At 58.9% G+C, this 24,322-nt stretch carries 24 protein-coding genes; 11 read left to right on the top strand and 13 right to left on the bottom strand.

Features of this window, described 5'->3' with window-relative positions; translation table 11 throughout:
• Window positions 1-85: 85 nt before the first annotated feature.
• Both BWR59_RS15630 and BWR59_RS15625 read left to right on the top strand, forming a co-directional pair.
• Entirely contained in the window at window positions 86-1,618 is a 1,533-nt protein-coding gene (locus tag BWR59_RS15630) for an FGGY-family carbohydrate kinase (RefSeq protein WP_081566550.1), read from the top strand.
• 2 nt (window positions 1,619-1,620) lie between these two features.
• Window positions 1,621-2,358: an SDR family oxidoreductase gene (locus tag BWR59_RS15625; RefSeq protein ID WP_081566549.1), complete on the top strand. Its 738-nt coding sequence runs from the start codon at window positions 1,621-1,623 to the stop codon at window positions 2,356-2,358.
• A 101-nt stretch (window positions 2,359-2,459) separates the two neighbouring features.
• Here BWR59_RS15625 and BWR59_RS15620 read toward each other — a convergent pair whose 3' ends face one another.
• A complete protein-coding gene (locus BWR59_RS15620; RefSeq protein ID WP_081566548.1) occupies window positions 2,460-3,473 on the bottom strand; it encodes a LacI family DNA-binding transcriptional regulator in 1,014 nt (337 codons plus the stop codon).
• 273 nt (window positions 3,474-3,746) lie between these two features.
• On the opposite strand from BWR59_RS15620, the gene BWR59_RS15615 reads away from it, so the two are divergent.
• Together BWR59_RS15615 and BWR59_RS15610 are read left to right on the top strand one after the other, a co-directional pair.
• Window positions 3,747-4,952: an MFS transporter gene (locus tag BWR59_RS15615; protein WP_081566547.1), complete on the top strand. Its 1,206-nt coding sequence runs from the start codon at window positions 3,747-3,749 to the stop codon at window positions 4,950-4,952.
• Between the two features lie 3 nt (window positions 4,953-4,955).
• Entirely contained in the window at window positions 4,956-5,420 is a 465-nt protein-coding gene (locus BWR59_RS15610) for a metallophosphoesterase family protein (protein WP_143490843.1), read from the top strand.
• A 16-nt stretch (window positions 5,421-5,436) separates the two neighbouring features.
• Here BWR59_RS15610 and BWR59_RS15605 read toward each other — a convergent pair whose 3' ends face one another.
• The gene (locus tag BWR59_RS15605; RefSeq protein ID WP_081566546.1) at window positions 5,437-6,228 is read right to left on the bottom strand and encodes a substrate-binding domain-containing protein; all 792 of its coding nucleotides are present in this window, start codon (window positions 6,226-6,228) and stop codon (window positions 5,437-5,439) included.
• A 253-nt stretch (window positions 6,229-6,481) separates the two neighbouring features.
• On the opposite strand from BWR59_RS15605, the gene BWR59_RS15600 reads away from it, so the two are divergent.
• A complete protein-coding gene (locus tag BWR59_RS15600) occupies window positions 6,482-7,798 on the top strand; it encodes a PAS domain-containing methyl-accepting chemotaxis protein (protein ID WP_081566545.1) in 1,317 nt (438 codons plus the stop codon).
• A 98-nt stretch (window positions 7,799-7,896) separates the two neighbouring features.
• Here BWR59_RS15600 and BWR59_RS15595 read toward each other — a convergent pair whose 3' ends face one another.
• The 3 genes from BWR59_RS15595 to BWR59_RS15585 all read right to left on the bottom strand — a co-directional run bounded on the left by BWR59_RS15595 (window position 7,897) and on the right by BWR59_RS15585 (window position 12,138).
• Window positions 7,897-9,420, bottom strand: a complete 1,524-nt coding sequence (locus BWR59_RS15595; RefSeq protein WP_081566544.1) for a Fic family protein — start codon at window positions 9,418-9,420, stop codon at window positions 7,897-7,899.
• Between the two features lie 116 nt (window positions 9,421-9,536).
• Window positions 9,537-11,459 carry a methyl-accepting chemotaxis protein gene (locus BWR59_RS15590; RefSeq protein ID WP_081566543.1) on the bottom strand — a complete coding sequence of 641 codons (1,923 nt, stop codon included), beginning with the start codon at window positions 11,457-11,459 and terminating at the stop codon, window positions 9,537-9,539.
• Window positions 11,460-11,712: 253 nt separating this feature from the next.
• A complete protein-coding gene (locus BWR59_RS15585; protein ID WP_081566542.1) occupies window positions 11,713-12,138 on the bottom strand; it encodes a hypothetical protein in 426 nt (141 codons plus the stop codon).
• A 232-nt stretch (window positions 12,139-12,370) separates the two neighbouring features.
• Here BWR59_RS15585 and rclC point away from each other — a divergent pair, with 232 nt between their 5' ends.
• The gene (gene rclC, locus BWR59_RS15580) at window positions 12,371-12,952 is read left to right on the top strand and encodes a reactive chlorine resistance membrane protein RclC (protein ID WP_081566541.1); all 582 of its coding nucleotides are present in this window, start codon (window positions 12,371-12,373) and stop codon (window positions 12,950-12,952) included.
• A 10-nt stretch (window positions 12,953-12,962) separates the two neighbouring features.
• A complete protein-coding gene (locus tag BWR59_RS15575; protein WP_081566540.1) occupies window positions 12,963-13,196 on the top strand; it encodes a DUF2790 domain-containing protein in 234 nt (77 codons plus the stop codon).
• A gap of 174 nt (window positions 13,197-13,370) precedes the next feature.
• Here the strand turns inward: BWR59_RS15575 and BWR59_RS32810 are convergent, their stop codons facing one another.
• Entirely contained in the window at window positions 13,371-13,655 is a 285-nt protein-coding gene (locus tag BWR59_RS32810; protein WP_230982030.1) for a hypothetical protein, read from the bottom strand.
• Between BWR59_RS32810 and BWR59_RS15570 the strand changes: the two genes are divergently transcribed.
• On the top strand, window positions 13,545-14,663 hold the full coding sequence (locus tag BWR59_RS15570) for an acyltransferase (RefSeq protein WP_230982027.1): 1,119 nt from the start codon (window positions 13,545-13,547) through the stop codon (window positions 14,661-14,663). The two genes, BWR59_RS32810 and BWR59_RS15570, sit on opposite strands and share 111 nt — an antisense overlap.
• 4 nt (window positions 14,664-14,667) lie before the next feature.
• On the opposite strand, the gene BWR59_RS15565 is transcribed toward BWR59_RS15570, so the two are convergent.
• A complete protein-coding gene (locus BWR59_RS15565) occupies window positions 14,668-15,924 on the bottom strand; it encodes a TIGR03862 family flavoprotein (RefSeq protein ID WP_143490842.1) in 1,257 nt (418 codons plus the stop codon).
• A 307-nt stretch (window positions 15,925-16,231) separates the two neighbouring features.
• Entirely contained in the window at window positions 16,232-17,149 is a 918-nt protein-coding gene (locus BWR59_RS15560) for a histone deacetylase (RefSeq protein WP_081566538.1), read from the bottom strand.
• 125 nt (window positions 17,150-17,274) lie between these two features.
• Between BWR59_RS15560 and BWR59_RS15555 the strand changes: the two genes are divergently transcribed.
• From BWR59_RS15555 to BWR59_RS15545, 3 genes are all read left to right on the top strand, one after another.
• Window positions 17,275-17,838 (top strand): GNAT family N-acetyltransferase, encoded by a 564-nt coding sequence (locus BWR59_RS15555; protein ID WP_081566537.1) that lies wholly within the window; start codon window positions 17,275-17,277, stop codon window positions 17,836-17,838.
• Window positions 17,839-17,957: 119 nt separating this feature from the next.
• Window positions 17,958-18,827, top strand: coding sequence for an acyl-CoA thioesterase II (gene tesB / locus BWR59_RS15550; protein ID WP_081566536.1), 870 nt, complete (start codon window positions 17,958-17,960; stop codon window positions 18,825-18,827).
• Entirely contained in the window at window positions 18,824-19,429 is a 606-nt protein-coding gene (locus BWR59_RS15545) for an HAD family hydrolase (RefSeq protein WP_081566535.1), read from the top strand. Before tesB ends, BWR59_RS15545 begins: the two co-directional genes overlap by 4 nt.
• A 75-nt stretch (window positions 19,430-19,504) precedes the next feature.
• Here BWR59_RS15545 and BWR59_RS15540 read toward each other — a convergent pair whose 3' ends face one another.
• The 5 genes from BWR59_RS15540 to BWR59_RS15515 all read right to left on the bottom strand — a co-directional run bounded on the left by BWR59_RS15540 (window position 19,505) and on the right by BWR59_RS15515 (window position 24,167).
• Entirely contained in the window at window positions 19,505-20,494 is a 990-nt protein-coding gene (locus tag BWR59_RS15540) for a hypothetical protein (RefSeq protein WP_081566534.1), read from the bottom strand.
• Between the two features lie 4 nt (window positions 20,495-20,498).
• Window positions 20,499-21,398 carry a neutral zinc metallopeptidase gene (locus BWR59_RS15535; protein WP_081566533.1) on the bottom strand — a complete coding sequence of 300 codons (900 nt, stop codon included), beginning with the start codon at window positions 21,396-21,398 and terminating at the stop codon, window positions 20,499-20,501.
• A gap of 539 nt (window positions 21,399-21,937) precedes the next feature.
• Entirely contained in the window at window positions 21,938-22,306 is a 369-nt protein-coding gene (locus BWR59_RS15530; protein ID WP_081566532.1) for a hypothetical protein, read from the bottom strand.
• 397 nt (window positions 22,307-22,703) lie between these two features.
• Entirely contained in the window at window positions 22,704-23,669 is a 966-nt protein-coding gene (locus tag BWR59_RS15520; protein ID WP_081566530.1) for a hypothetical protein, read from the bottom strand.
• Between the two features lie 9 nt (window positions 23,670-23,678).
• A complete protein-coding gene (locus BWR59_RS15515; protein ID WP_081566529.1) occupies window positions 23,679-24,167 on the bottom strand; it encodes a type VI secretion system tube protein Hcp in 489 nt (162 codons plus the stop codon).
• Window positions 24,168-24,322 lie beyond the last annotated feature (155 nt).

Below are 24,322 nucleotides of genomic sequence, written 5' to 3'. Positions count from 1 at the left end.
CCTGTAGCAGCCGGCCGGGCTGCTGCAGGGGACAAGGCGTCACCTGTGATGATCGGGCAAACCAATAACAAGAGAGCGCACGAAGATGGAATACGTCATCGGGGTCGACATCGGCACCCAGAGCACCAAGGCATTGCTGGTCGATGCTCAGGGCCGCATCGTCGCGCAGCACAGCCACAGTTATAAGGTCGACACCCCCAAACCGCGCTGGGCCGAGCAATGGCCGCAGGTGTGGCTGGATGCCGTGGAAATCTGCGTCGCGGCGTGCATGAAGAAAAGCGGCGTGCCCAGGGACAGCGTCAAATCCCTCTGCGTCAGCAGCCTGTACGGCGGCTCCGGTATTGCCGTCGATGCGCAGATCAAACCCCTTTACCCGTGCCTGATCTGGATGGACCGGCGTGCCGAAGAGCAGGTCGAGTGGGTCAATCAGAACGTCGATCTGGAACGTCTCTACGCGATCACTGGCAATTCGGTGGACAGTTATTACGGCTTCACCAAGATGCTCTGGCTCAAGGACAAGCAACCGCAAGTCTGGGCCGACACTCGCTATCTGCTGCCCCCCAACAGCTATATCAATTACTGCCTGACAGGCGAAGTGGCGGTGGATCACAGCTCCGCTGGCAACATCGGCGGGGTTTATGACGTCGAAGCCCGCGGCTGGTCGACCGAGATGCTCGATGCGCTGGGCATTGCGCAATCGATGATGCCGGAACGTCTGGTGCACTCCGGTGACGTGGTCGCGGGCTTGCTGGACGAGTGGGCCGAGCGCCTGGGCCTCGTTGCAGGCATCCCGTTGCTTGGCGGCGGCGTGGATGCGGCCATGGCGACATTCGCGGCGGGCGTCACTCAAGCCGGTAACCACGTCGCGATGATCGGCACCAGCATGTGTTGGGGTTACCTCAATCAGCAGGTCGATGCGCGGCATGGTCTGGTCAGTTTCCCCCACGTTTTCAACGGCGCGAAAGACCTCTACATTTTCGGTGGGGCGATTACCGCAGGCGCCTCGGTGAGCTGGTTTCGCGAGCAGTTCTGCCAGGCTGAAGAACAGCAGGGGCGCGAGACCGGCGAAGACAGCCACGTCATTCTCGAACGTGCGGCAATGAAGATTCCCGCTGGCAGCGAAGGGGTGTTGTTCCAGCCCTATCTGATGGGCGAACGCAGCCCGGTCTGGGACGCAAAAGCCAGCGGCAGTTTCGTTGGCTTGAACCTCTATCACAGCCGCATTCACCTGTATCGCGCGGTGCTGGAGGGTGTCACCTTCGCACTGCGCCACAACATCGAAGCGGGCACCAAAGGCGCGCAATCGCTGGACCCTCGATTGATTGTGGTCGGTGGAGCGAGCCATTCGGATCTGTGGATGCAGATCATCGCCGACGTCACCAACTTTCCGGTCTACACCATCGTTCAGGAAGTCGAAGCGGCTTTGGGCGCGGCGTTACTCGCGGCCCATGCAGTGGGGCTGGTGGATGAAGCGCAGGTGCACAAAGGCTGGGTCGAGCTGGAGCTGCGGGCAGAACCTCAGGCGGACAACGTCGCGCTGTACTCGCGTCTTTTCGCCGATTACGTGGCGCTGTATCCGGCGCTGAAACCGATCATGCATCGTCTGCAGGAAGCGTGAATGTGAACACCGCCCACTTTGATTTCAGCGGCCAGCGCATCCTGGTCACAGGCGCCAGCAGCGGCATTGGCTGGGAAGTCGCGCAGCAATTGCTCAAGGCCGGCGCCGAAGTATTTGCCATGGGGCGCGATCCCGTGGCCCTGCAGGACCTGGCGACTCAAGGCTGCAAGATCCTGCGCGTCGACATGGCCGATCATCTGCAGCTCGCCGCATTGCTCGCCGAATTGCCAGTGATGCACGGGATGGTCAACTGCGCCGGGATTTCGATCCTGGAGGCTGCGACCGAGGTCAGCGCCGCTGCGTTCGATCAGGTGATGAGTGTCAACGTGCGCGCGGCAGCGATGACCGCTGCCAGCGTGGCCAAGGCGATGATCGGCGCGGGTGTGAAGGGCAGCATCGTCAACGTATCCAGCCAGGCATCGCTGGTGGCGCTGGATGACCACCTGAGTTACTGCGCGTCGAAAGGCGCAATGGATGCCATGACCCGCGTGCAGTGTGGCGAATGGGGCAAGTACGGGATTCGGGTCAACAGCGTCAACCCTACCGTGACCCTGACGCCCATGGCGCAGATGGCCTGGAGCGAGCCGAGCAAACGCGACCCTGCATTGGCAGCGATTCCGCTGGGGCGTTTTGCCGAAACCTCGGAAGTGGCGGCACCGATCCTGTTTTTGCTGAGCAGCGCGGCGTCGATGATCAGTGGCGTTTCGTTGCCGATTGATGGGGGGTATACCAGTCGCTGAAACCGGTCGCGGAATATTCGGTAGCAGTCCGGCTTGCCGGCGGTAGCGTCCTCGAAGTCCCGACGGCCGGGAAGGCGTGCTGCTACAGCGATGTAATGCTATTACGACACCCCATTCTCCAGCTCCCCAACAATGACCACCTTGGCTTTCGGCAGATACCGGTCCTGAATCCGCTCCAGCAACATGGTCACCGCGCTGCTGCCCGCCAGTGACGCGTCGTGGGCGATGCAGGCGATGGGGATGCCAAAGATGTCAGCGAACGGCAGGCGGTCGATGCCGCAGATCGGCACGCTTTCATGAGCGATGTCGCGATCACGCAGGGCTTTCATGGCGCCCAGGGTGATCAACTGGTTAAAGCCGAAAATCGCATCTGGCACCGATTGTTCGCGCAGGTAATTCAAGGTGCTCTGATACGACGGCTCCAGGGTGTAGTCACCGGCGAAGACATCCAGTTGCACCTGTTTGCCGCTCTCTGCCAGCGCCGCTTTCACGCCTTTCAAGCGCTCCTCGGAAATCCGTGAGTGCGCAGGGCCGGTCAACACCAGCAGGCGCTGCATGTCCGGGTTTTGTGCCAGCAGATAACGCGCACCCTTCAAACCGCTGTGATAGTTGTCGAGCACCACATGGCTGAACGGGCTGTCATGCAGCGCGCGGTCAAGTTGCACCACCGGAACGTCGCCATTGCTCAGGCGGCTGAGGTAGCTGGGCTGATATTCCGGCTCGTCCGACACCGGCGACAGCACGATGCCCGCCACGCGATAACTGAGCAGGGTATCGACCGCCTTGCGCTCCAGATCTTCCGAGCCATCGGTGTCCACCAGCATGATGGTGTAGCCGTGCTTTTTGGCCTCGCGAGAAATCGCCTTGATCATCTCGCTGTAGAACGGGTTGTCCACCGAAGCGGTGATCACACCGATGATCATGCTTTCGCTGCGCTTGAGACTGCGGGCGAAGGCATTGGGCACGTAATCCAGTTCTTGAGCTACCTCAAGTATCCGCGCCAGAGTGGCCGGCTTGACCAGATCGGGTTTGTTCAGCGCGCGAGAAACGGTGACCGGGGTCATGTTCACGCGGCGGGCGATATCGGAAATAGTGACGGGTGTCTTTTTTGTCATGGGCTATTGGCTGCCTTGAAACCGGACAACGTCGAGGGCAGTCACAGTCGTTCAGAGATCAAGCAAGGCTAGCACGACACAGCCCGGATGCGGTGCGGCAAACGCGTCGAATGTTAACGTTTTCATCGCCATTCTTCGTGGCCTTGCGGTGGAGGGCAATATGCGGATCGAACGCAAAGGTTTGCGCTGAGGTGCACTCGCTACTGAAACTTTTCCGGCACTTTGTACGCAATCGGCCAATAATGTGTGTCCGTTTATTGGTCTGGAGGATTCATGACCTCGTCTGCTTCACCTTCTTCTCGCGATTTTTTCATCGCTGCTGCTGCGCTTTTGATCGCCATGGTCGGCACCACGCTGCCGACGCCGCTGTACGCGATCTATCAGCAACGGCTGGGTTTTGACGCGAGTTGGCTGACCATCATCTTCTCCATTTACGCCGCCGGTGTGATCGCCGCATTGCTGGCGGTCGGCAGTTGGTCGGACCAGCTCGGTCGTCGGCCCATGCTGCTGGCCGGGCTCTTGATGGGCGCGATCAGTGCGGTGATTTTCCTCTGCACCGACTCGATTGGCGGCTTGCTGATGGGGCGCCTGTTCTCGGGGTTCTCGGCCGGAATCATGACCGGCACGGCGACCGTTGCGGTGATTGAACTGGCGCCAAAGACGTTCAAGAACGCCACGTTGATGGCGACCGCTGCGAACATGCTGGGCCTGGGGCTTGGCCCACTGCTGGCAGGGTTCACTTCGCAGCATCTGGCTGATCCTCTGCATCTGGTGTTCTACGTACATCTGGCGTTGTTGCTGCTTGCCGCGTTGGGTGTGGCGGTCATTCGCGAAACCGTGCAGCGTCCACCTCAGCTGAAACTGGGCATCCAGAAACCTTCGGTTCCGGCCTCGGTGCGCAGCGTGTTCATCTCGGCATCGATTGCCGGGCTGGCAGGCTTCAGCGTCGCGGGCTTGTTCACCAGCATGGTGCCGTCGGTGATGATCCACATCATGGACGTACACGGCGGCTTGTTGATCGGTGCGGTGATCGGCCTGTTTTTCGTGGCCTCGATTCTGGGCCAGGCGTCGCTGCAATGGCTGCCGAAGTCGCTGCACATGAGCCTTGGGTGCGTGGGTTTGATTATCGGCATGATCTGCCTCGGGCTGAGCATCGCCACGGCGCAGTTGCTGTTGTTGGTGCTTGCCGGGCTGCTCGCGGGCATCGGGCAGGGGATGATTCTGCGCGCCGGCATGGGCGCGGTGACGGCGAGCAGTCCGCCGCATCAGAAGGCGGCGGTGACGTCCGCGTTCTTTGTGGTGCTGTACGTATCGATTTCGGTGCCGGTGGTGGCGGTCGGTTTCAGCGTGCAGGTGTTTGGCTTGCCTCACGTTGGCGAGTTCTTCGCCTCGTTGGTGGCCGTGGTCGCGCTGCTGGCGATGATCAGCATGAGGTGGGTGCAGTCCCGCCAGGCCGTGGCTTCGCCATCAGGGAGTTGATCGATGTCAGTGAAAGTCGGGCTCATTTCAGACACCCACGGCCTGCTGCGTCCCCAGGCGCTGGAGGCGTTACGCGGCTGTGATTACCTGATTCATGGCGGCGACATCGGCAAGCCGGAGATCCTTGAGGCGCTGAGAGAAATAGCGCCGCTGACCGTGGTGCGAGGCAATAACGATACCGACGATGCCTGGGCCTCTGACGTGCCTTTTGACGCGGTGCTGCGAGTAGGCAAACTGGCGATTTACGTGACGCATATTCTGGCCGATGTGCCCGAAACCCTGGCGTCCGATGTGCGGGTGATCGTCACCGGCCACTCGCACAAACCTCTGCAGCAAACCCGTCACGGCGTGCTGTACATCAATCCGGGCAGCGCCGGCCCTCGACGTTTCAAACTGCCGATCACCGTCGGGATGCTGCACATCGATGGCCTCGATGTGCGGGGCGAGTTGATCGAGCTTCAGGTCTGACTGCTACAGAGCGTCTTTATTTGGCGATCGGGTCCAGGCCGCTGGCCTTGATCGCAGGCGCTGCCGCCGACGAACTCAGGAACTCCAGAAACTGCTTCGCCTGTTCCGGGTGCTTGCTTTTGGAAACGACGCCCGCCGAATAGAGGGTCATCTGCTGCGCCTGATCGGGAATCAGGCCGATGATGTCGATGCCATCCACCGGCTTCAATTCGCTCAACTGCTGAAAGCCGATTTCGGCATCGCCCCGAGCGACGACTTCGCCCACAGGCTCCGCCGGGATCATGTGACTCTTACCCTGAATACGCTCGGCGATGTGCATCTGATTGAACAGCACGCGGGACAGATAAACACCGCTGGCGCTGTCGGAGTAGGCGATGCTCCTGGCGTCGAGCAGCGTCTGTTTGAAGGCTTCCATGGTGCTGATGTCAGGATGCGGCGCACCGTGTTTCACGGCCATGGCGATGTAAGACTTGCCGAGATCGACGCGGGTTTTCGGATCGACCTGGCCGTCCTTGATCAACTTGTCCAGCGCGGCGCCGACCATCAGTACCACGTCAGCAGGTTCTTGTCGGGCCAGGCGGTTGGGAATGGCTTGCGGGGTGGCCCCCATCGATGGCGCGACTTCGCCTTGCAGTTTCACGCCCACGCGTTGCTCGTAATCCGGGGTCACGGCCTTGAAGGCGCCCATGATACCGCCGGAACTCAGGACGATCAGTTGAACTGGGGCGGCAGGTGTAGCGGCCTGAGTAAATGCCGCTGGAATGACGGAAATGGCGGCGCTCAGCAGATAAGGCAGGATTTTTTTCATGAAGATGAACCTGGCGTTATTGAAGATTGAAATTGGCTCTGACGAATAAAAAACAGCGCGGGCAGTATGTGGCAATTATGCGATGAGTAAATCCCTTTCTTCCCGGAGCAGACTCAAAGACGTCGTTCACCGGCCTTGGTTCAGTCCGGCGCGGTGCCCTGAAAGTGACAGCTCATCTGCTCCAGGCTCAAGAAATGACCGGCCACGCCGATGCTCAAGGTGATCCCCTCATCTCTCTGGAAGTTCGTCTTTCATGTTCAATAAACGTCTTAAACAAGAGTTGGCCGCGCTGCGTGAAGAACTTTCATCGGTCGAGCAGGTGAGGAGCAGTCTGGACAGCGAAATGCTGGGTATGCGTCTGGATCCGCAGGGCAAAATCGAGTCGGTCAACGGCAACTTCGAAAACGAAATGCATTACCGCAATGCCGAGCTGGTGGGGCGATCGATCGACGATCTGGTGCCCGACTATGTGAAGAAGCTGGATTTCTATCAGCGCATGAAATCCGCCATCAGCCGCGGCGAGCATCTCAACGGCGCGCTGCGTCTGATGCGGGGCAACGGTCAGGAAGCCTGGCTGCGCTCCATCGTTCAGCCCGTGCGTGACAGTGCAGGGCGGGTGAAGTATTTCACGGTCCATTCCAGTGACCTGACACGCACCATCGAAAACTCCCGCGAGCACGAAAACCTGATCGAAGCGTTGCAGCGTTCCACCGCCGTGATCGAATTCAACCTCGACGGCGAGGTGCTGACCGCCAACGAGCGCTTTCTCGGTTCGATGGGCTATTCGCTGGCGCAGATTCAGGGCAAACATCACCGCATGTTCTGTGAGCCTGAGGAGTACAACTCCCCAGAGTATCGGGCGTTCTGGGACAAACTGCGCCGGGGTGAATACGTGGCCGAGCGCTTCAAGCGCGTTGACAGCCGTGGGCGCGTGGTCTGGCTCGAGGCTTCCTATAACCCTATTACCGACGCCCACGACCGGCTGTACAAAGTGGTGAAATTCGCCACCATCATCACCGATCAGGTCAATCGAGAAATCGCAGTCGCGGAGGCCGCGAACATCGCGTTCAGCACCTCGCAACAGACCGATGGCAGCGCCCAGAAAGGTGCGGCCGTCGTGCAGCAGACGGTGGATGTGATGCGCCAGCTGGCCGAGCACATGGAGCAGGCCGCCGACCGGATTGGCGCACTGGACAAGCAGTCCCAACTGATCGGCTCGATCATCCAGAGCATCAGCAGCATCGCCGATCAAACCAATTTGCTGGCGCTCAACGCTGCCATCGAAGCCGCGCGGGCCGGTGAACAAGGGCGGGGTTTTGCGGTGGTCGCCGACGAAGTCCGGCAACTGGCCTCGCGTACCAGCAAGGCCACCGAGGAAATCGTCGGTGTGGTGCAACAGAATCAGCAACTGGCCGAGCAGGCGGTGAACGTGATCATCAGCGGCAAGCAACAGGCGCAACAGGGCCTGGAGCTGGCGGGACAGGCGGGGTCGGTGATCGTCGAAATTCAGGATGGCGCGCAGCGCGTGGTCAGTGCGGTCGGACAGTTCGCCAATCAACTGACGAACTGATCCCTCAAAATCGTTAAGCCGCCTTCATTTTTGTTAGAAAACGGCTTTTCACCTTCAAAATTGTTAGCGTGCTGGCCGGCTACAGTATCCAGTGGTTTTCATCCGAGGAATCGGGACACCAATGCGACAATCTCCGCTCTTATTGGCTCTTGCTCCAGCAGCGGGTATTGCTTCAGTAGTTTATTGCCTACCTGGCCTTCCGACTGGTGAATCGAGCGAATGATGCGGTCGATGTCCGCGTCCGGGCCCTCGAACACATTCTTTATCGCATCGCGCAAGAGCTGATGATTGCGCAAGATGCTGGCTTCGTCCCGCATTTCCTTATCGACGGTCTGACGAATGACCCGCGCGATATATTCGGCGTGTGGGGTTAGATCGATGAATCGCCACGCCGGAGAATTGTGCAGGTAGCCGTCGTAGTGCAGATTCGACTCCATTCCATCGGTGTATTTAACATAGCCCTCAAAGCGAACGTCCGGCTCAATGACTTGCATCAGAGGGCGTGAAAACTCGTCGAGTACCTGATCGTAGTTCTGCGGACGCAGGGTGTGGTCCTGCATGACTGCCGATACAGGGAGGATGTAGGGCGGTGGCAAGGCGCCGTCGCGACGCAGGATGTCGTTGATCAGAAAGCGCGAGATCCGCCCATTGCCATCACTCAACGGATGGATGTACACGAAACCGAAGGAGATCACGGCAGCGCGCAGTATCGAAGAACTGCCGCGGGTATTGGATTCGAAAGCCTGCAATCCTCGAAGCATGGCTTCAACGTCTTGCCATGCCGGGGCCAGGTAATGCAGCACGTTCTGGAAGCCACGGGTCTGCCCGACGAACACGGGCGATTTGCGGATGCCATAGGACAATGCCCGAGGGCCGAGAATCTCCTGCTGGATGGACGCAATCTGCTCCTGAGTCAAAGGGGGCGCGCCAGTTCCGCAGCGTTGTTCCATGACCGCTGCAAAGCGTTTGATCCGATCGGTTTGCTGCTCTTCGTGTTCGATGGCAAAGCTCGATTTACTCTCCTTGATTGTCAGCCACACGGCGCTGCGCAAGAGAGTGTCGTGACCGAATTCGCCGCCCAGTCGAGCCAGTTCCGCGTTCAGGTCGTAATCAATCAGGGCCATGAGCGTGGAAGTGGTACGGATGGTCGGGCAAAAGTCCGGTGTGCCGGGAAGGTTATCGATCACCCGCCATCGCGCGTTGCGCTGTGGTGCCTGACTCACCAGATAATTTGCGTCATCCATGAAGTCGACGTAGTTGCCTTTCTCGACGCCTGCGTATGACAGGGCCGGGTTTTCGAACCATTCGTAGAGGAAGCAGGCTTTGCGAGCGAACTGGCCGGTCGGCTCTGCCTTGATCCATGTTTCGAGTTCAAGAGGGTCGATGATGGAGAAAAGCCTGGCGAGAAATTCAAGGTGCAGAGGTTCGCGTTTGAACGCGAACGTCAGATGTTCTGCCAACGTCGGGCCGGGTTGATACTGGGCGGGGAAGGTTTGCTCGAGAATGCCGTTGACGATGCTTTCTTTTCGGGTGCTGCCGATTTCACTGCGCACCTTCAGCGGTTGGCAGACAACAACCTTGTAGGTGTCTGCAAGCCAGGTATAACCGGCTGAATTGCGCATGAGAGGCCCTCAAAATCGTTACGAAGCCCTCATTATTGTTAGAAAACGCCTTTTCGTCTTCAAAATCATTAAAAAAGCCGCGTCGGGATTGTTGGTCTCGGCGCGGCTTTCTTGATTTACACCTTGAAGTGGCTGACCAGCATCTGCAGCTGATTGCCCAGGCGGGCCAGTTCGACGCTCGACGCGGCGGTTTCTTCGCTGGCGGCAGCGGTCTGTTCGGAGACGTCGCGCACGTTGAGGATGCTGCGGCTGATCTCTTCGGCCACCGAACTTTGCTGTTCGGCAGCGGCGGCGATCTGCTGGTTCATCGCCTGGATGTTGGACACCGTGTTGGTGATGCTTTCCAGCGAAGTGCCGGCCTTGCGGGTCAGGGCGACGCTGCTGTCGGTCAGCTGGCGGCTGCTGAGCATGATGTCCGAGACCTGACGCGTGCCGTTCTGCAGGGCGGCGACCAGGCCTTCGATTTCTTCGGTCGATTGCTGGGTGCGTTGTGCCAGACCACGAACTTCATCGGCGACGACCGCAAAGCCACGTCCGGCTTCACCGGCACGGGCGGCTTCGATGGCGGCGTTGAGGGCCAGCAGGTTGGTCTGTTCGGCGACGGCCTTGATCACGTCCATGACCTTGCCGATCTTGTCGCTTTCCTGTTCCAGCACGTTCATGGCGTCGGTGGAACGGATCACTTCGCTGGCAAGCTTTTCGATCTGGGCAATCGCTTCACCCACGACCTTGTCGCCATCACGGGCTTGGGTATCGGCGGCCGAAGCTGCGACCGACGCCTGTTCGGCATTGCGCGCGACTTCGTGAACCGTGGCCGACATTTCATGCATGGCGGTGGCGACCTGATCGGTCTCGACTTTCTGGCTGTTGACGCCGGCGCTGGTCTGCTCGGTGACGGCGGACAGCTCCTCTGCGGCGCTGGCGATCTGCGTGACGCTGTCGCGGATGCCGCCGATCAGGTCGCGCAGAGTAGCGCCCATGCGCTGAATGCCGTGTTGCAGCACGCCCAATTCGTCCTTGCGGGTCACGATCAGGTCGTGGGACAGATCGCCCGAGGCGATGCGGTCGACCACGGTCAAAGTTTCCTGCAGTGGCCGGGTGATCTGACGAGTAATGATCACCGCTGCCAGGGCGCCGAAGATCAGCGCCAGCAGGGTGCCGGCGATCTGCAGTGTGCGCGCCTGCTGAGTGTCGGCATCGCCCAGTGAGGTCTGCAAGTCGATCAGCTCCTTGCTCAGCTTGACGATCACGGCCTGCTCGGCGGTCATCTCGGCGCGCGCCGCGTTGATGTTGTCGTTGGCGACCTTGAAGCCTTGGACCGCGTTGCGGTAACTGATCAACGAAGCTTCAAGTTGCTTCAAACGGTCTGCCTGGGAACCACCGAATGTGGCGTTGAGCTGCTCAAGCCCACTGATGGCGCTGGACAGCTGGCGTGTGGCGGCTTCTTCGGTCTTGGCGGTGACGTTGCCGGTGTAGCCGCGCACTTCGTAGCGCACCAGCATCACGTCTTCCTTGGCCTTGACGATGGTCTGGTATTGCTCGAAGCGACGCTCGTCGGTCGGGTCCAGTTTCATCACGTCGTCATTGATGGCAGCGATGAGTTCGGCCGCCTTTACGGCGTCGACGCCCATGTCCGCGCGTACCTTGGCGCTGGCTTTGTAGCCATCGCGCATTTTGTTCAGCGATGCCTGATAGGCGCTGATCTGCTCGCCCAATGCCCTGATCAGCGGCACGTTCAGCGGGTTGCTGAAGGTGGTCTGCAGGTACTGCTGCTGAGCCTTGTAGGCATCCAGCGCGGTTTGCACGGTCTGCGCCACGGCCTCATCACCATTGCTGAGCATGTACTGCAGGCGGGTGACGCGCAGGTCGGTCAGCTTGTTGCTGAGTTTCGAAATGTCGGCAACCCGGTCGCTGCGGTAAGTCATGTTGCCCAGGCTGGTCCAGCCGATGAGCGCAAGCAGGGCAGTAAATACAAGTACGACGCCAAACCCGAGGGCCAGCTTCATGTTGACGCTGATGTTCGCAAACCAGCTCTTCATCACAATTCTCCAGGATGTCCATTTATCGAAGTCGTCAGCTGGAGAGTTGTTGTTGTAGAAGGCCAGCAAAACATACAAATGTACGATTGCATCGGCCAGAGGCGGGATTTCTGAAAGAAATGTCCGAAAAACGGTGAAGGATTGTCCTACACGCCTGTCGTTGAGCGATTGGCATACAGCGGCTGTCGGTTTTAGCGGGGGCCAGAAACAATCAAGCCCGGCAAAGGCCGGGCTGGGATGAAGCGGGGAAGGATCAGCTCAGGCGGCTTGCACCGACATGGTCAGCGCCATCAGCAGCGATGCGGCCCAGTTGGGTTTTTTCCGAACCGTTCTCGGCGACGCGGTTGGCGCCTACGCGGTCGGCGCCGTCAGCTGCGATGCGGCCCAGGTGGGTTTTTTCCGAACCGTTCTCGGCGACGCGGTTGGCACCTACACGGTCGGCGCCGTCAGCTGCGATGCGGCCCAGGTGAGTTTTTTCCGAACCGTTCTCGGCGACGCGGTTGGCACCCACACGGTCGGCGCCATCGGCAGCGACGCGGTTGATATGAGTGTGGGAGGAACCGTTTTCGGCAACAACCGGTGCGTTCACCTGTTTGCTTGCATCGACGGCTGGCAGTGCGAACGCGCTGGTTGCCAGTACGGAGAAGGCCAGACCAAGGATCAGTTTGTTGGTTTTCATGATGTTTGCTCCAGAACTCGTAAGTGGGTAACTCGGTATGGAGGCAATGTTACGCGGCGCTGGATTATTAAGAAGTCAATACGATTGGTAGCGATCATCGCTGCGGTTGATAGTAGGAAACCACCCTCCATCGGTTGAGACGATCACGCAAAACCTTGAGCGGATCTGACGTAACGCCACGACGACCGCTCTTTAACCTTGAGTCCACTGAAATCACAGAGGGCTCAATGCCATGCTCACCATCAACACCCTGCTGCAAAAAGCCACCCGCCTTGACCGACTCGGCATTCATATGGTCAGGATCGGTGTCGCCATCATCTTCATCTGGATCGGCGCGCTGAAATTCGTGCCGTACGAAGCCGACAGCATCACACCGTTCGTGGCCAACAGCCCGGCGATGTCGTTCTTCTACAACCATCCCCATGAATACAAGGAGCACCTGACCCACGAAGGCCAACTGGATCCGCTGAAGCGTGAATGGCAGGTGAGCAATAACACCTACGCGTTTTCGGATGGTCTGGGCAGCGTCGAAATTCTCATCGGCCTGCTGGTGCTGTCCTACGGATTCTCTCGACGGCTGGGCATGGTCGGTTCGATCCTGTCGTTCCTGACTCCCCTCGTCACGCTCTCTTTCCTGATCACCACACCTGAGGCCTGGGTCGGCGATCTCGGGGACGCCAACTTCGGATTTCCCTACCTCTCCGGTGGTGGTCGGCTGGTGCTCAAGGATGTGCTGATGCTTGCCGGTTCTGTGCTGATGATTGCCGACTCCGCCCGCCAGTTGTTGAACGCCCGCTCATCTGCCCGGACTTGAGGAGACGACCATGAAAAAACTTCTCGCCATCGCTGTAATGAGCCTGTTCTCTCTGGCTGCCCATGCCGAGAGCGCTGCGTCTCACAGCGCCACCGTCGGCCTCGATATCGCCCGGGTCATCAGTCAGACCCCTGACGAAGGCGTCTGCGGTATCCAGCCCATGACGCTGGTCTACGAGGACTCCCAAGGCCAGCGCCACACGTTGAACTACTTGATTCAGGGCAGCGGTTGCTCAAGTAACTGATTCGCGCATCTCTCATCCGGCCCGTCGGCGACAGCAGCGCACAGCGTCGACGGGCCGAGCCGCGTCAGCAAAACGTCGGCTGTTTTTTCTCTGTTTGTCGACCATTGGGTCTCTGCATGACTGTCGGGTCACTGCTGTCAAAGACTGGCGTCAACTTTCACGCCGTCGTATGTATCAGGGATGAAATATTTCAACTGTCGAGGGGAGGCCGAACAAAATACCTTGTACTGGCTCCAGCTCCGCCAACGGTGGCGTTTTTTCATAAACCAGTACGGAAGTTGCGCTATGAAGCCTGTTCAGCGATTTACCACACTCGATAGTTTCCGAGGTGTCTGCGCATTGTTGGTCGTGTTCTTCCATCTGCATGTCGTTGATACCTTCATCCAGCTGCCGTTTTTTCGGCGCGACGAAGTTCTCCTCAATTTCTTCTTTGTCCTTAGCGGGTTTGTCCTTGCTCACACCTACGGCATGAAGCCGAGTCTTTCTTTCAAATCCTTTTTCATCTCCCGGGTCTTCCGGTTGTACCCGCTGCACCTGGCGATGCTGGGCCTGTTCATTCTGTTCGAGACCGTTCGCTGGATTGCCTACAAGAAAGGCTTCTACTTGAACAACGTGCCGTTCACCGGGCTTTTCGCACCGCGGGAAATCCTGCCTAACCTGTTTCTGGTTCAGGCCTGGACCACGCTCACCGAGACCATGTCGTTCAACTACCCGTCCTGGACCATCAGCATCGAGTTCTACATCTACATGCTGTTCGGCGCGCTGTGCATGTTGTCCATGCGCAACCGTTTCCTGGCATTCGCTGCCATCTCGCTGGTGGCCTTCGTGTTGATTTTTTCCGAGAACGAACCGCTGGTAGAGCGCGCGATGCTCGGCCTGTCATGCTTCTTCGCGGGCAACATTACCTATGTGGTGTACCTGCTGATTCGCGACAGGTTTGTGCCACGCCCATGGCTGATGACCGTGCTTGAGTGCGCGATGATGTACGCGACCTACTGGATCGTGATGAACGACTTCGACTACCGCTCGCCGTTCGGCAGCCTGACGTTCTGCGGTCTGGTGCTGTTGTTCGCATTCGAGGGCGGGATGGTGTCGGCGTTGCTCAAGACCAGCGTGTTTGTGCTGTTGGGCAAGCTGTCGTACTCGATCTACATGACTCACGCCGCCGTGCTGTTCTGCCTGGTCACGGTGTTCATCGTGGCGCAGAAAGTGACGGGCGTGGAGCTGGCGCCGATGATTGATGGCCAGCGTTTCATGGACACCGGTTCGATGTTGGCCAACAACATCTTCGTCGTGGCCGTGGCGGTGTCCTGCGTAGTGGTGGCGGCTTTCGCCCACAAGTACATCGAGATGAAAGGCTACGAACTGGGCAAACGTGTCGCCGGTGGTGCGAGCAAGGCGAAGGCGCCAGTGGAGAAGCCGGAATCGGTGCCCGCGATGAAGCCGCAGATCGATCGAGTGGCTTGATGCGTCACGAATGGCGCAACCACTCCACCATCCCCAACCCCGCCGCGCGGCCGCTGGCAAAACAGCCGGTAAGCAGATAGCCGCCGGTGGGGGCTTCCCAATCCAGCATTTCCCCGGCGCAGAACACGCCGGGCAATGCATTGAGCATCAGTCGCGAGTCCATGGCTTCGAAGGTGACGCCGCCAGCGGTGCTGATCGCCTCGTCCAGTGGGCGCGGTCTGACCAGCGTCAAGGGCAGGGCCTTCAAGGCATTGGCAAGCAACGTCGGGTCAGCGAAAGATTCGGCTGACGCCAGCTCCCGCAACAACCCTGCCTTGACCCCATCGATACTCAACTGGCTGTGCAGATGCTTTGACATCGAACGCGAACCACGGGGTTTGCTCAACGCCTTCTGCACATCGGCAAGGCGTTTGCCTGGCAGCAGATCGATTTCTACCGTGGCCGAGCCGTGTTGATTGATGGCTTCGCGGATCTGCGCTGACAGGGCGTAGATCAGGCTTCCCTCGATCCCAGTCTCGGTCAGCACGCATTCGCCTAGACGCAGTGTTTGACCCTGAAGGCCGATGGCGATGTTCTTCAGTGGCGCACCGGCAAATTTGCTGCGCAGCAAATCGCTCCATGCCGACACCTCGAAACCGCTGTTCGCCGGTTGCAGGGGCGCAATCCGCACCCGACGTTGTTCAAGCAACGGCAGCCATGCACCGTCTGATCCCAGACGCGCCCAGCTCGCGCCGCCCAAGGCCAATAACGTCGCGGCGGGATTTACCGCCAGTTCGCCTTCAGGGTTGGCAATGCGCAGACTGTTGTCGGCGTTCCAGCCCAGCCAGCGATGGCGGGTGTGGATGACCACGCCAGCATCGCGCAGCCGCTTGAGCCAGGCGCGCAGCAGCGGCGCGGCTTTCATGTCGGTGGGAAAAACCCGGCCCGAACTGCCGACGAAGGTTTGAATGCCCAATTCGTGAATCCATTCGCACAGCGCGTCGGCCCCAAAGCTGCGCAGCAACGGTGCGATCATCGGCGCGCGTTCGGCATAGCGGGATAGAAACGCCGGATACGCTTCGGAATGGGTGATGTTCATGCCGCCGACACCGGCCAGCAGAAACTTGCGTCCTACCGATGGCATGGCGTCGTACACATCGACCCTGAAACCCGCCTGGCTCAGCACTTCAGCAGCCATCAACCCGGCCGGGCCACCACCGATGATGGCGACTGTTTGTGCGGAGCGGGGCGTGTCTGGAGTCATGGGCGAGATGCGGATCATTGAGGTGGGTCGCGCATTCTACCCGAGCCTCATGGCAAACGAGCGACCTGTGGACAACTTTTGAGCAAAAAACGTACAGCCTTTGCCAGGCCTTGCGCTATATGGCGTCTGCAGCGTTGCGCGCAGGTTATCCACAGGCAGTTCCACAGTGGATGTGGGTAACCAGGACACCTTAACCCTGCCGCGGGATTGTGTAGCAGCCGGCATGCTGGCGAACAGGTTGGTACATCAATCGCTTCTTGATCGGCTGACAGGCAGTCTTCGCGAGCATTGCGCCCATGGGGCTGAGTTCGTCGGCCGACTCGCTCTACAACCCCTCCGACACCCAGACTCGATGCGCACTGTGATGCAAAATCCCGTGCCGTCGTGCCAGTGCTTCACGATCCTTGCTGTAGCCACCGCCGATCACGCTCATCACCGGAATATCGCGTCCAAGACAATGGCGCATGACCGCTTCATCGCGGCGGGCCACGCCTTCGTCGGTCAGTTGCAGATACCCCAGCGCGTCGTCTTTGTGCACATCGACTCCGGCGTCGTAGAGCACCAGGTCGGGTCGATACAGCGGCAACAGGTAATTGAGCGTGTCATCGACTACCTTCAGATAATCATCGTCACCCATGCCCATTGGCAGCGGAATGTCCCAGTCGCTCTGGGCCTTGCGCGCGGGAAAGTTTTTCTCGCAATGCAGCGAAACCGTGATCGCGTCGTCAACGTGTTCGAGAATGCGTGCCGTACCATCGCCTTGATGAACGTCGCAGTCGAAGATCAGCACCCGGTCGACGCGGCCACTCTGCAACAGGTATTGGCTGATGATGGCCAGGTCATTGAAGATGCAGAAACCGGCCGGGTAATCGTAGTGCGCGTGATGGGTGCCGCCTGCAAGATGACAAGCCAGGCCATGCGCCAACGCTTTTTCGGCGGTCAGCAGCGAACCGCCCACGGCGCGTACCGTGCGTCGGGCCAGATCTTCGCTCCACGGCAGGCCCAGGCGGCGCTGATCGTCGCGGGAGAGGGCTCCGTCCATATAACGGCGGATGTACGAAGGTTCATGGGCCAGGGCAAGAATGTCGTCCGGACACACCTGTGGGCGAAACAACTGAGCATCCGTGGTCAGGCCGGTGTCAATAAGGTGGTCGTGGAGCAGCCGGAACTTGTCCATCGGAAAGCGATGGTCGGGCGGAAACGCCGGGCTGTAGTCTTCGTGGTAAATGAGCGGCAGGGACATGGTGCGTACGCGTCGGTTTCGAAGGGGAATCTTGCCAGTTATGGCCGGCACCGCACAGCCATATAGGTGAGCGGGCACTGACATACTGACGAGCAATATGATGTGTGGGGCAGGGGAGATGTTCGATGGAGCCGATACTTGAGCTCAACAGCGCACGCTTGTTGATGCGTCAGTGGCGCGATGATGATTTGCCAGCCTTTGCGCAGATGTGCGCTGATCCACAGGTCATGCGCTATTTTCCTGCGCCGCTTACCCGGCTGGAAAGCGCCAAGATGATTGGTCGGGTGCGCGGTCATTTTGCCGAATACGGCTTTGGCTTGTGGGCGCTCGAGCGCAAGGACACCGGCGAGTTCATCGGTTTTACCGGGCTGAATGTGGTGGGCTTCAATACAGCGTTCACGCCAGCGGTCGAGATCGGCTGGCGCCTGGCGCGCGAACACTGGGGCCTGGGCTACGCCAGCGAAGCCGCATGGACCGTGCTCGGCTGCGGCTTCGAACACGTGGAACTGGATGAGATCGTGTCCTTCACCGCCGTCAGCAACCTGCCTTCGCAAAAGGTCATGCAGGCCATCGGGATGCACAACAACCCCGCCGATGATTTCGACCATCCCACGCTTCCCGAGGGCCACCCGCTGCGGCCTCATGTGTTGTATCGCATCAACCGCCAGCAGTGGCTCGCCACCCTGTGATTGGCGGGAATCGCGCAAAGATCTGTATCATCTCGCCCATTCCCCATGCGTGCCGCTGCCCGGCGCGCATGTCCGGCTAATGTAATGACTGTGTGAAGACCGTGTGCGAGGAGCCCCGAATGAGCCATGTGCTGGATGATCTGGTATCGCTGTTGAGCCTGGAGCCGATCGAAGAAAATCTCTTCCGCGGCCGCAGCCAGGACCTTGGCTTTCGCCAGCTGTTTGGCGGTCAGGTGTTGGGGCAGTCGCTGTCGGCGGCGAGCAAGACCGTCGAAGACGAGCGCCATGTGCACTCGCTGCACGGCTACTTTCTGCGCCCTGGCGATGCGCATCTGCCCGTGGTCTATCAGGTCGACCGGGTGCGCGATGGCGGCAGCTTCAGCACTCGCCGCGTCACTGCTATTCAAAAGGGCCATCCGATCTTCACCTGCAGCGCGTCATTTCAGTACGACGAAGAAGGCTTCGAGCACCAGAGCCAGATGCCGCAAGTGGTGGGGCCGGAGAACCTGCCCTCGGAACTTGAACTGATGCGTCAGCGCGAGCACCTGATTCCGGCGCACATGAAAGACAAACTGCTGTGCCCCAAACCGATCGAATTCCGCCCGGTGACCGAATCCGACCCCTACAACCCCAAGCCGACCGAACCGGTGAAGTACGTTTGGTTTCGCGCCGACGGCACACTGCCCGACATCCCGGCGCTGCACAAATACATGCTCGCCTACGCTTCGGATTTCAATCTGCTGACAACCTCGCTGCTGCCCCACGGCAAGACGGTCTGGCAGAAGGACATGCAGATCGCCAGCCTCGACCACTCGTTGTGGTTCCACGGTGAACTGCGTGCCGATGAATGGCTGCTCTATGCCATGGACAGCCCATGGGCCGGCAATTCTCGCGGCTTCTCCCGAGGCAGCGTGTACAACCGCGCAGGCAAACTCGTGGCGTCGGTCAGCCAGGAAGGCTTGATTCGCCACCGCAAGGACTGGGCATGAGTCTCTCGCAACTGCGGCACTGGGTGTTCGACATGGACGGCACGCTGACCATTGCCGTGCATGACTTTCCCGCGATCAAACGCGCTCTGAGCATTCCGCAGGAAGACGACATCCTCACCCATCTTGCGGCTCTCCCTGCCGACGTCGCCGCGGCCAAGCACGCTTGGTTGCTGGAACACGAGCGGGAGCTGGCAGTGGCATCGAAACCTGCGGTTGGCGCGGTGGAACTGGTCAGAGAGCTGGCCGGGCGCGGTTATCGCCTGGGCATTCTCACCCGCAATGCGCGGGAGCTGGCCCATGTGACGCTCGAAGCCATCGGTATTGCCGACTGTTTCGAGGTCGAGGATGTGCTCGGTCGCGACGAAGCGCCGCCCAAGCCACATCCGGGCGGCCTGTTGAAGCTGGCCGAAGCGTGGAGCGTCGAGCCTTCGCAGATGGTGATGGTCGGCGACTACCAGTTCGATCTGGCCTGCGGCAGAGCGGCAGGCACGCACACGGTGCTGGTCAACCTGCCGGAAAATCCCTGGCCCGAATTGACGGACTGGCATGCGGATGATTGTGTCGCGTTGCAGGCGATGCTGCAGGGAGAAACAGGGAGGTAATTCAACTCCCTCTCACACATCAAGCGTCCGCCGGGGCTTCGTGGAGATGCCTGAGCCTTCGGCAGACACTGTCAATCAATTCCCCTTGAACAGCGCCGTCTGCCCTTCAGGCGAGGTAAACATCCCTTCGCCGTTGTGGCCGACCCCTTTCACCTCCACCAGACGCTGGTTGAGGCCTTCCGGATGGCGCTTGGTCAGGTAGTCGAAGTAGTTGTGCCCGCGAGCCATACGATTCGGCCCTTGTGCCTCTGCACCGCAATCCTTGTCCAGCGCAGGATGATTCGGGTCAGTGTCCAGTTCGCCCAGCAGATAAGTGATGTCGCGCTTCACGTACGCGGCTTCAAGCTCGGCGGCCGTATCCTTGCCTGCGTAGGCTGGCAGCTTGTTCAGGCCGTACTTCCAGGTGTCGAAAGCAGGACAGCTGGCCGCCGTCACCGGCGTCGGGCGAGTGGCATCGAAATACGCATAGGACGAAGGGTTGGCGATCACGTAGCGCAGCTTGATGCCTTCCTTCTTCAGCAGCGCGTCTTCCTTGCCGCCGATCATCGCGTAGCGCTGCACCACCTGCGCGCCCCCGGAATGCCCGGCAATCACGATTTCCTTCAGGTTCGGGAACAGCTTGCTGTCGCTCAGGCGCTTGAGAATATGGTCGATGACCACGAATGAACTGATCGGCTTGGCCCCCATGGACTTATCGCCTGCCATCCAGTCGTTGGCATGCCAGCGCAGAATGGTTTCCGGCAGATGGTGGGCGGTGATGTCTTTCTCGTCGAGGAACTGCGGCGCAATCAGCAGGGTTTTCGACCGCTGCTTGGACTGGTTGGCCGCACGTTCGACGCTGCGCAGATACGTCTGGGCATTGCGCAGGCGACCGTGAAAAACGATGACTACCCGCTGGATCTGCGGGTTGGGATGTACCCAACTCTGGCTCAGGCCCAGCGTGGCCTGAGATGTTCCATTGATCAGCAGCCGGTCGGGGCTGATGGATTTGACCGCCTGATCCGCAGCATGAGCGGTAACGCTCATCAGGGTGCCCAACAACAGGATCGAAAGCGGTTTCATCATGTGATCAGAGGCTCTTGGCGGCGAACGTATCGCATTGGTTGATTTGTCCCTGGGCAAAACCTGTCTTGAACCAGCGAACCCGCTGGGCAGACGACCCATGGGTGAACGAGTCCGGCACGACACGGCCCTGGCTCTGTTGCTGCAAACGGTCATCGCCGATGGCGTTGGCCGCGTTCAGCGCCTCTTCAATATCACCGGGCTCGAGCCAGTTCAAACGCTTTTGCGCGTTAGAGGCCCAGACACCGGCGAGGCAGTCAGCCTGCAGCTCCTGACGCACCAGCAGACCGTTGTCACCTTCCATGCGCATTCCGCGCTGACGGGCGGCGTCAACTTTAGCTGAAACCCCCAGCAAGGTCTGCACATGATGGCCAACTTCATGCGCAATTACGTAGGCTTGAGCGAAATCCCCTGCTGCTTTGAACCTTTGCGTCATTTCGCGGAAGAAATCCATGTCCAGATACACCCGCTGGTCCCCCGGGCAATAAAATGGTCCGCTGGCAGAAGTCGCGTAACCGCAGGCCGAATGCACCTGGCCACGAAACAGAATCAGCGTCGGATTTTTATATTGACGACCCGCCTGCTGGAAAATCTGGCCCCACGTGTCCTCCGTGTCGCCAAGGACCGCCCGCACGAAATCCGCCTGCTCGTCGTTGGCCGGAGGCGCCTGACGCGTTTGCGGGTTCACGGCCGTCCCCTGCTGAGAGCCCTGTTGCGTGCCCATCTGGCCTGCGATCTGCCCGAGAATCTGCATGGGGTCTTGCCCGGTCAGCAGCCCGATCGCGACAATGATCACAATCCCGCCAATACCCAGCCCCTTGTCACCGATGCGCATCCCGCCACCGCCTCCGGTGTCGTCGCGCGCGTCGACGACGTTGTCACTGCGACGTCCTTTTTTCCAGAGCATGGGAGCAATCCTCTTTTAGTCGTGTGGGAAGTGTAGACGGCGGGAGAGGCCGGTCGTCTGACTTGCTGGGACTAAGAGAGGAAAAGCCGGGGAATGGTTCAGGGCTTGTGTTGGCAGGGGCAGGGTGTGCTTGGCGCGGATCGGCTATCTAGCAATCTTGACCGCGTAGTACAACGCAGCCAGAAACCCGACATTGACGAAAAGCCAGATGTAAATTGCTTAAATCTCTGAAGCCTTCTTTCCATAGTTCCCTGGTGGCAGCAATGCCTTGCAGCCAGACAGGTGTCGCTCGATGACATCGATATTGTGGTAGGTAAACCACGTCATGACGATGAGGTTGGCGCAAGAAGAAATTAGCCAAATAAACACAAAACAGGCTAGAACCGGCATTAGGCTCTCCAATTCGTAAACTCTTTCTGCGTAGCAGCGGGCGTCGAACAGCTCGAGCGCTGGCAGGCTTCAGGCCCTGTCGAGTCTAGAGTCATCAGTTCAGAGAGACTGGGCGCTCAGCCACTCGCTAAGTGTCCGACTCTCTGCTTTCAGTGGCGGAGTCGAAAAAAGTACAACAGCACCGCTGATGAACAGATGGCTGCCATCGATAGAAATATGAACCGCACTCCGCATCTCAAACCATACGAAAGCTTTAGAAGTTTGTGTCGGGGGATGATCTCCTGCTTCTTGAATATTTCTGGGGCTACGAGCACCAGCGTGATGAAGTTTTCTCTCATCTTACGACCCAGGAAACTGTCGCCATAGTAGTTTTTGTTCAGGTAGAACATATCGATATCACTGAGTTGGTCTTCAATTTTTTCCAGGTTCAGTCGGAAAAATATATAGGAGCCCGCAATGTGTACCAACGTGGCGGACAGGACGATAAACGCCAACAAACCGCTAGGTACATTGCTCATGGTGTCCACTTATAGAGATACTCTCTAAGCCCTTATTGGAGCTTAATGAAAACGCAAAATGCGATCATGCATACGAAGACCAGATGCAGGGCTAGATAATGCCAAAATACCTGCCTTCTCAAATTTCTAGGGATTCTCATATTGGCGTCTGCAGATATGTATCCCTTGGCGTGCATTATTTTGGGGAATGTCATGACTATCGAAATCATGTTCATCCGCATTTGCCTTCCTATGATGCCCCCGCCCCAGCTGGACCGAGTGTCCGATATGCATTTGCAGTCTTCCAGGCAACCCTCGAGCAGATCGATTTTTCGATAACAGAAAATGGCCATGGTCAGTGTCGTTAAGAGCGTACAGCAAAGCAGGATGAGTGACAGAATACCCAGCGTCGGCTGCATCACTTTGGAACCCAATCATAGAGCATCTCGCCCGCAAGTTCGCCGTGCCACTCGCCCATGGCTCCCCCAGCATATCCACCTACCAGTCCACCAACTATTCCACACCCAAGGACACTTAATCCTCCTGTTGGAAGAGCGAACACGACAGTGCAAATGTTTGCCGCTAAGTAGCCTCCGGCAGCACCGCCGATAGAACCGCCGGCAACCCCCGAGACCAGTTTAGCGCCTTCCACGTAGTGAGCCCTCTTGCATAAGTCATCTCTTCCAGTGGTGCACGCCTCTTTTACTTCCAGAGCGGTAGACACTATATTCATCCCTATTCCGACAGCTGTCCCGTGTTTCAGAACTTTGACTGCCTTCGCCACACCTCCGACCTTCTTCGCATACCCCTGTATCTCCCCCGTATGCAAATAACTCTTCGTCGAAATCCCGAGCATCTTTTTAATCGATCCCTTCTTTTTCAGCTTCGTCCCCCATCGGGCGATGCCTTGCAGTTGGATATCAAGTTTGGCGAAGAGGGCTTTGCGCTGGTTGATGAACTCCTGCCGGGCGATGGGGGTGCCTCGCGTGAGTGACAGTTTGTACAGACGGTCGATGTCCTCCAGGGTGTTCTTGACACCCCCCAGGTGTGCGCCCCAGCTTCCCGTCGCGGCGCCGAGCCCCAACGATCCATACCCGAGCATGTGCTGCAGCAGGTCGTAGTTCTCGATGACCTGCCCATCGGCTCCGGCCTGATGTTGGCGCAGTTGTCTGCGGGCGTTTTTGGCGTAGTGCATCAGTTCGATTTCTTCGCCGGTCAAGGTGCGGGTCGAAAGGTCGCCCATGATTACTACCTGACCGGGCATGACCACCACATTGCGGATGTGCGCATTGAGCACGTCAAACTTTGCGCCGCCGCCGACGCGGTTTTTCAACGTGGCATAGGATTGCATCTGCTCGTTGATGAAAACGTACGGTTTGCTCATGTCTGCGCCTCAGCTGAAGCGCTTGTTGGCGATGCGGTCCCAGCCGCCGGAGATGTTGCCCGCGGCGGCGCCATCGCTGCGTATCTGTTGGGTGTAGACGATATTGATGCGGCCGAAGTTGATCTGCACTTCTTCCAGCGGTTCGCCGCTTTCGCCGTTTTGCGAGAAGTCCGAGATGATGACTTCTTCGAGGCGCACTTCGTAGTATTTGAGTTTTTCACCACCGGCGCGGTACAGGCACAGGGTCAGTTCTTTGATGTGTTCGCCGGAGCAACTGGCCTCGAAGAGTCGGGCGCTGGATTTGTCCAGGCGTTTGCTAAAGCTGAAGTCCGTCAGGCTGGCCCGACCTGAGCCCGCGCCGCCGTTTGAACTGGCGCTCGCCGAGGTGCTCTGGTTGACGCCGAAGTTATAGGCAACGATCTCAATCCAGTCTTTATGTCGTTGATCCAGTGACTCGCCTGCGATGCCATCGAGTTTGATAAATCCATCAAATGCCATGTCGCCGATTCCTTGCCGAGTGAAGTGCTGGCAAGGATGGGACAGGCAATCCGGGCTGTTAAGGGGAAAGAGGGGGCGGGTTTTGCGGTTTCAGAACGGTCCTACGCGGGCGGTGTTTGCCGTCTTACGGATTGTTCCGATTTCAGTAAAAAACG

The organism is Pseudomonas sp. Bc-h (assembly GCF_002080045.1).
Taxonomy (GTDB): Bacteria; Pseudomonadota; Gammaproteobacteria; order Pseudomonadales; family Pseudomonadaceae; genus Aquipseudomonas.
This window is presented reverse-complemented; position numbering and strand designations above follow the sequence as displayed.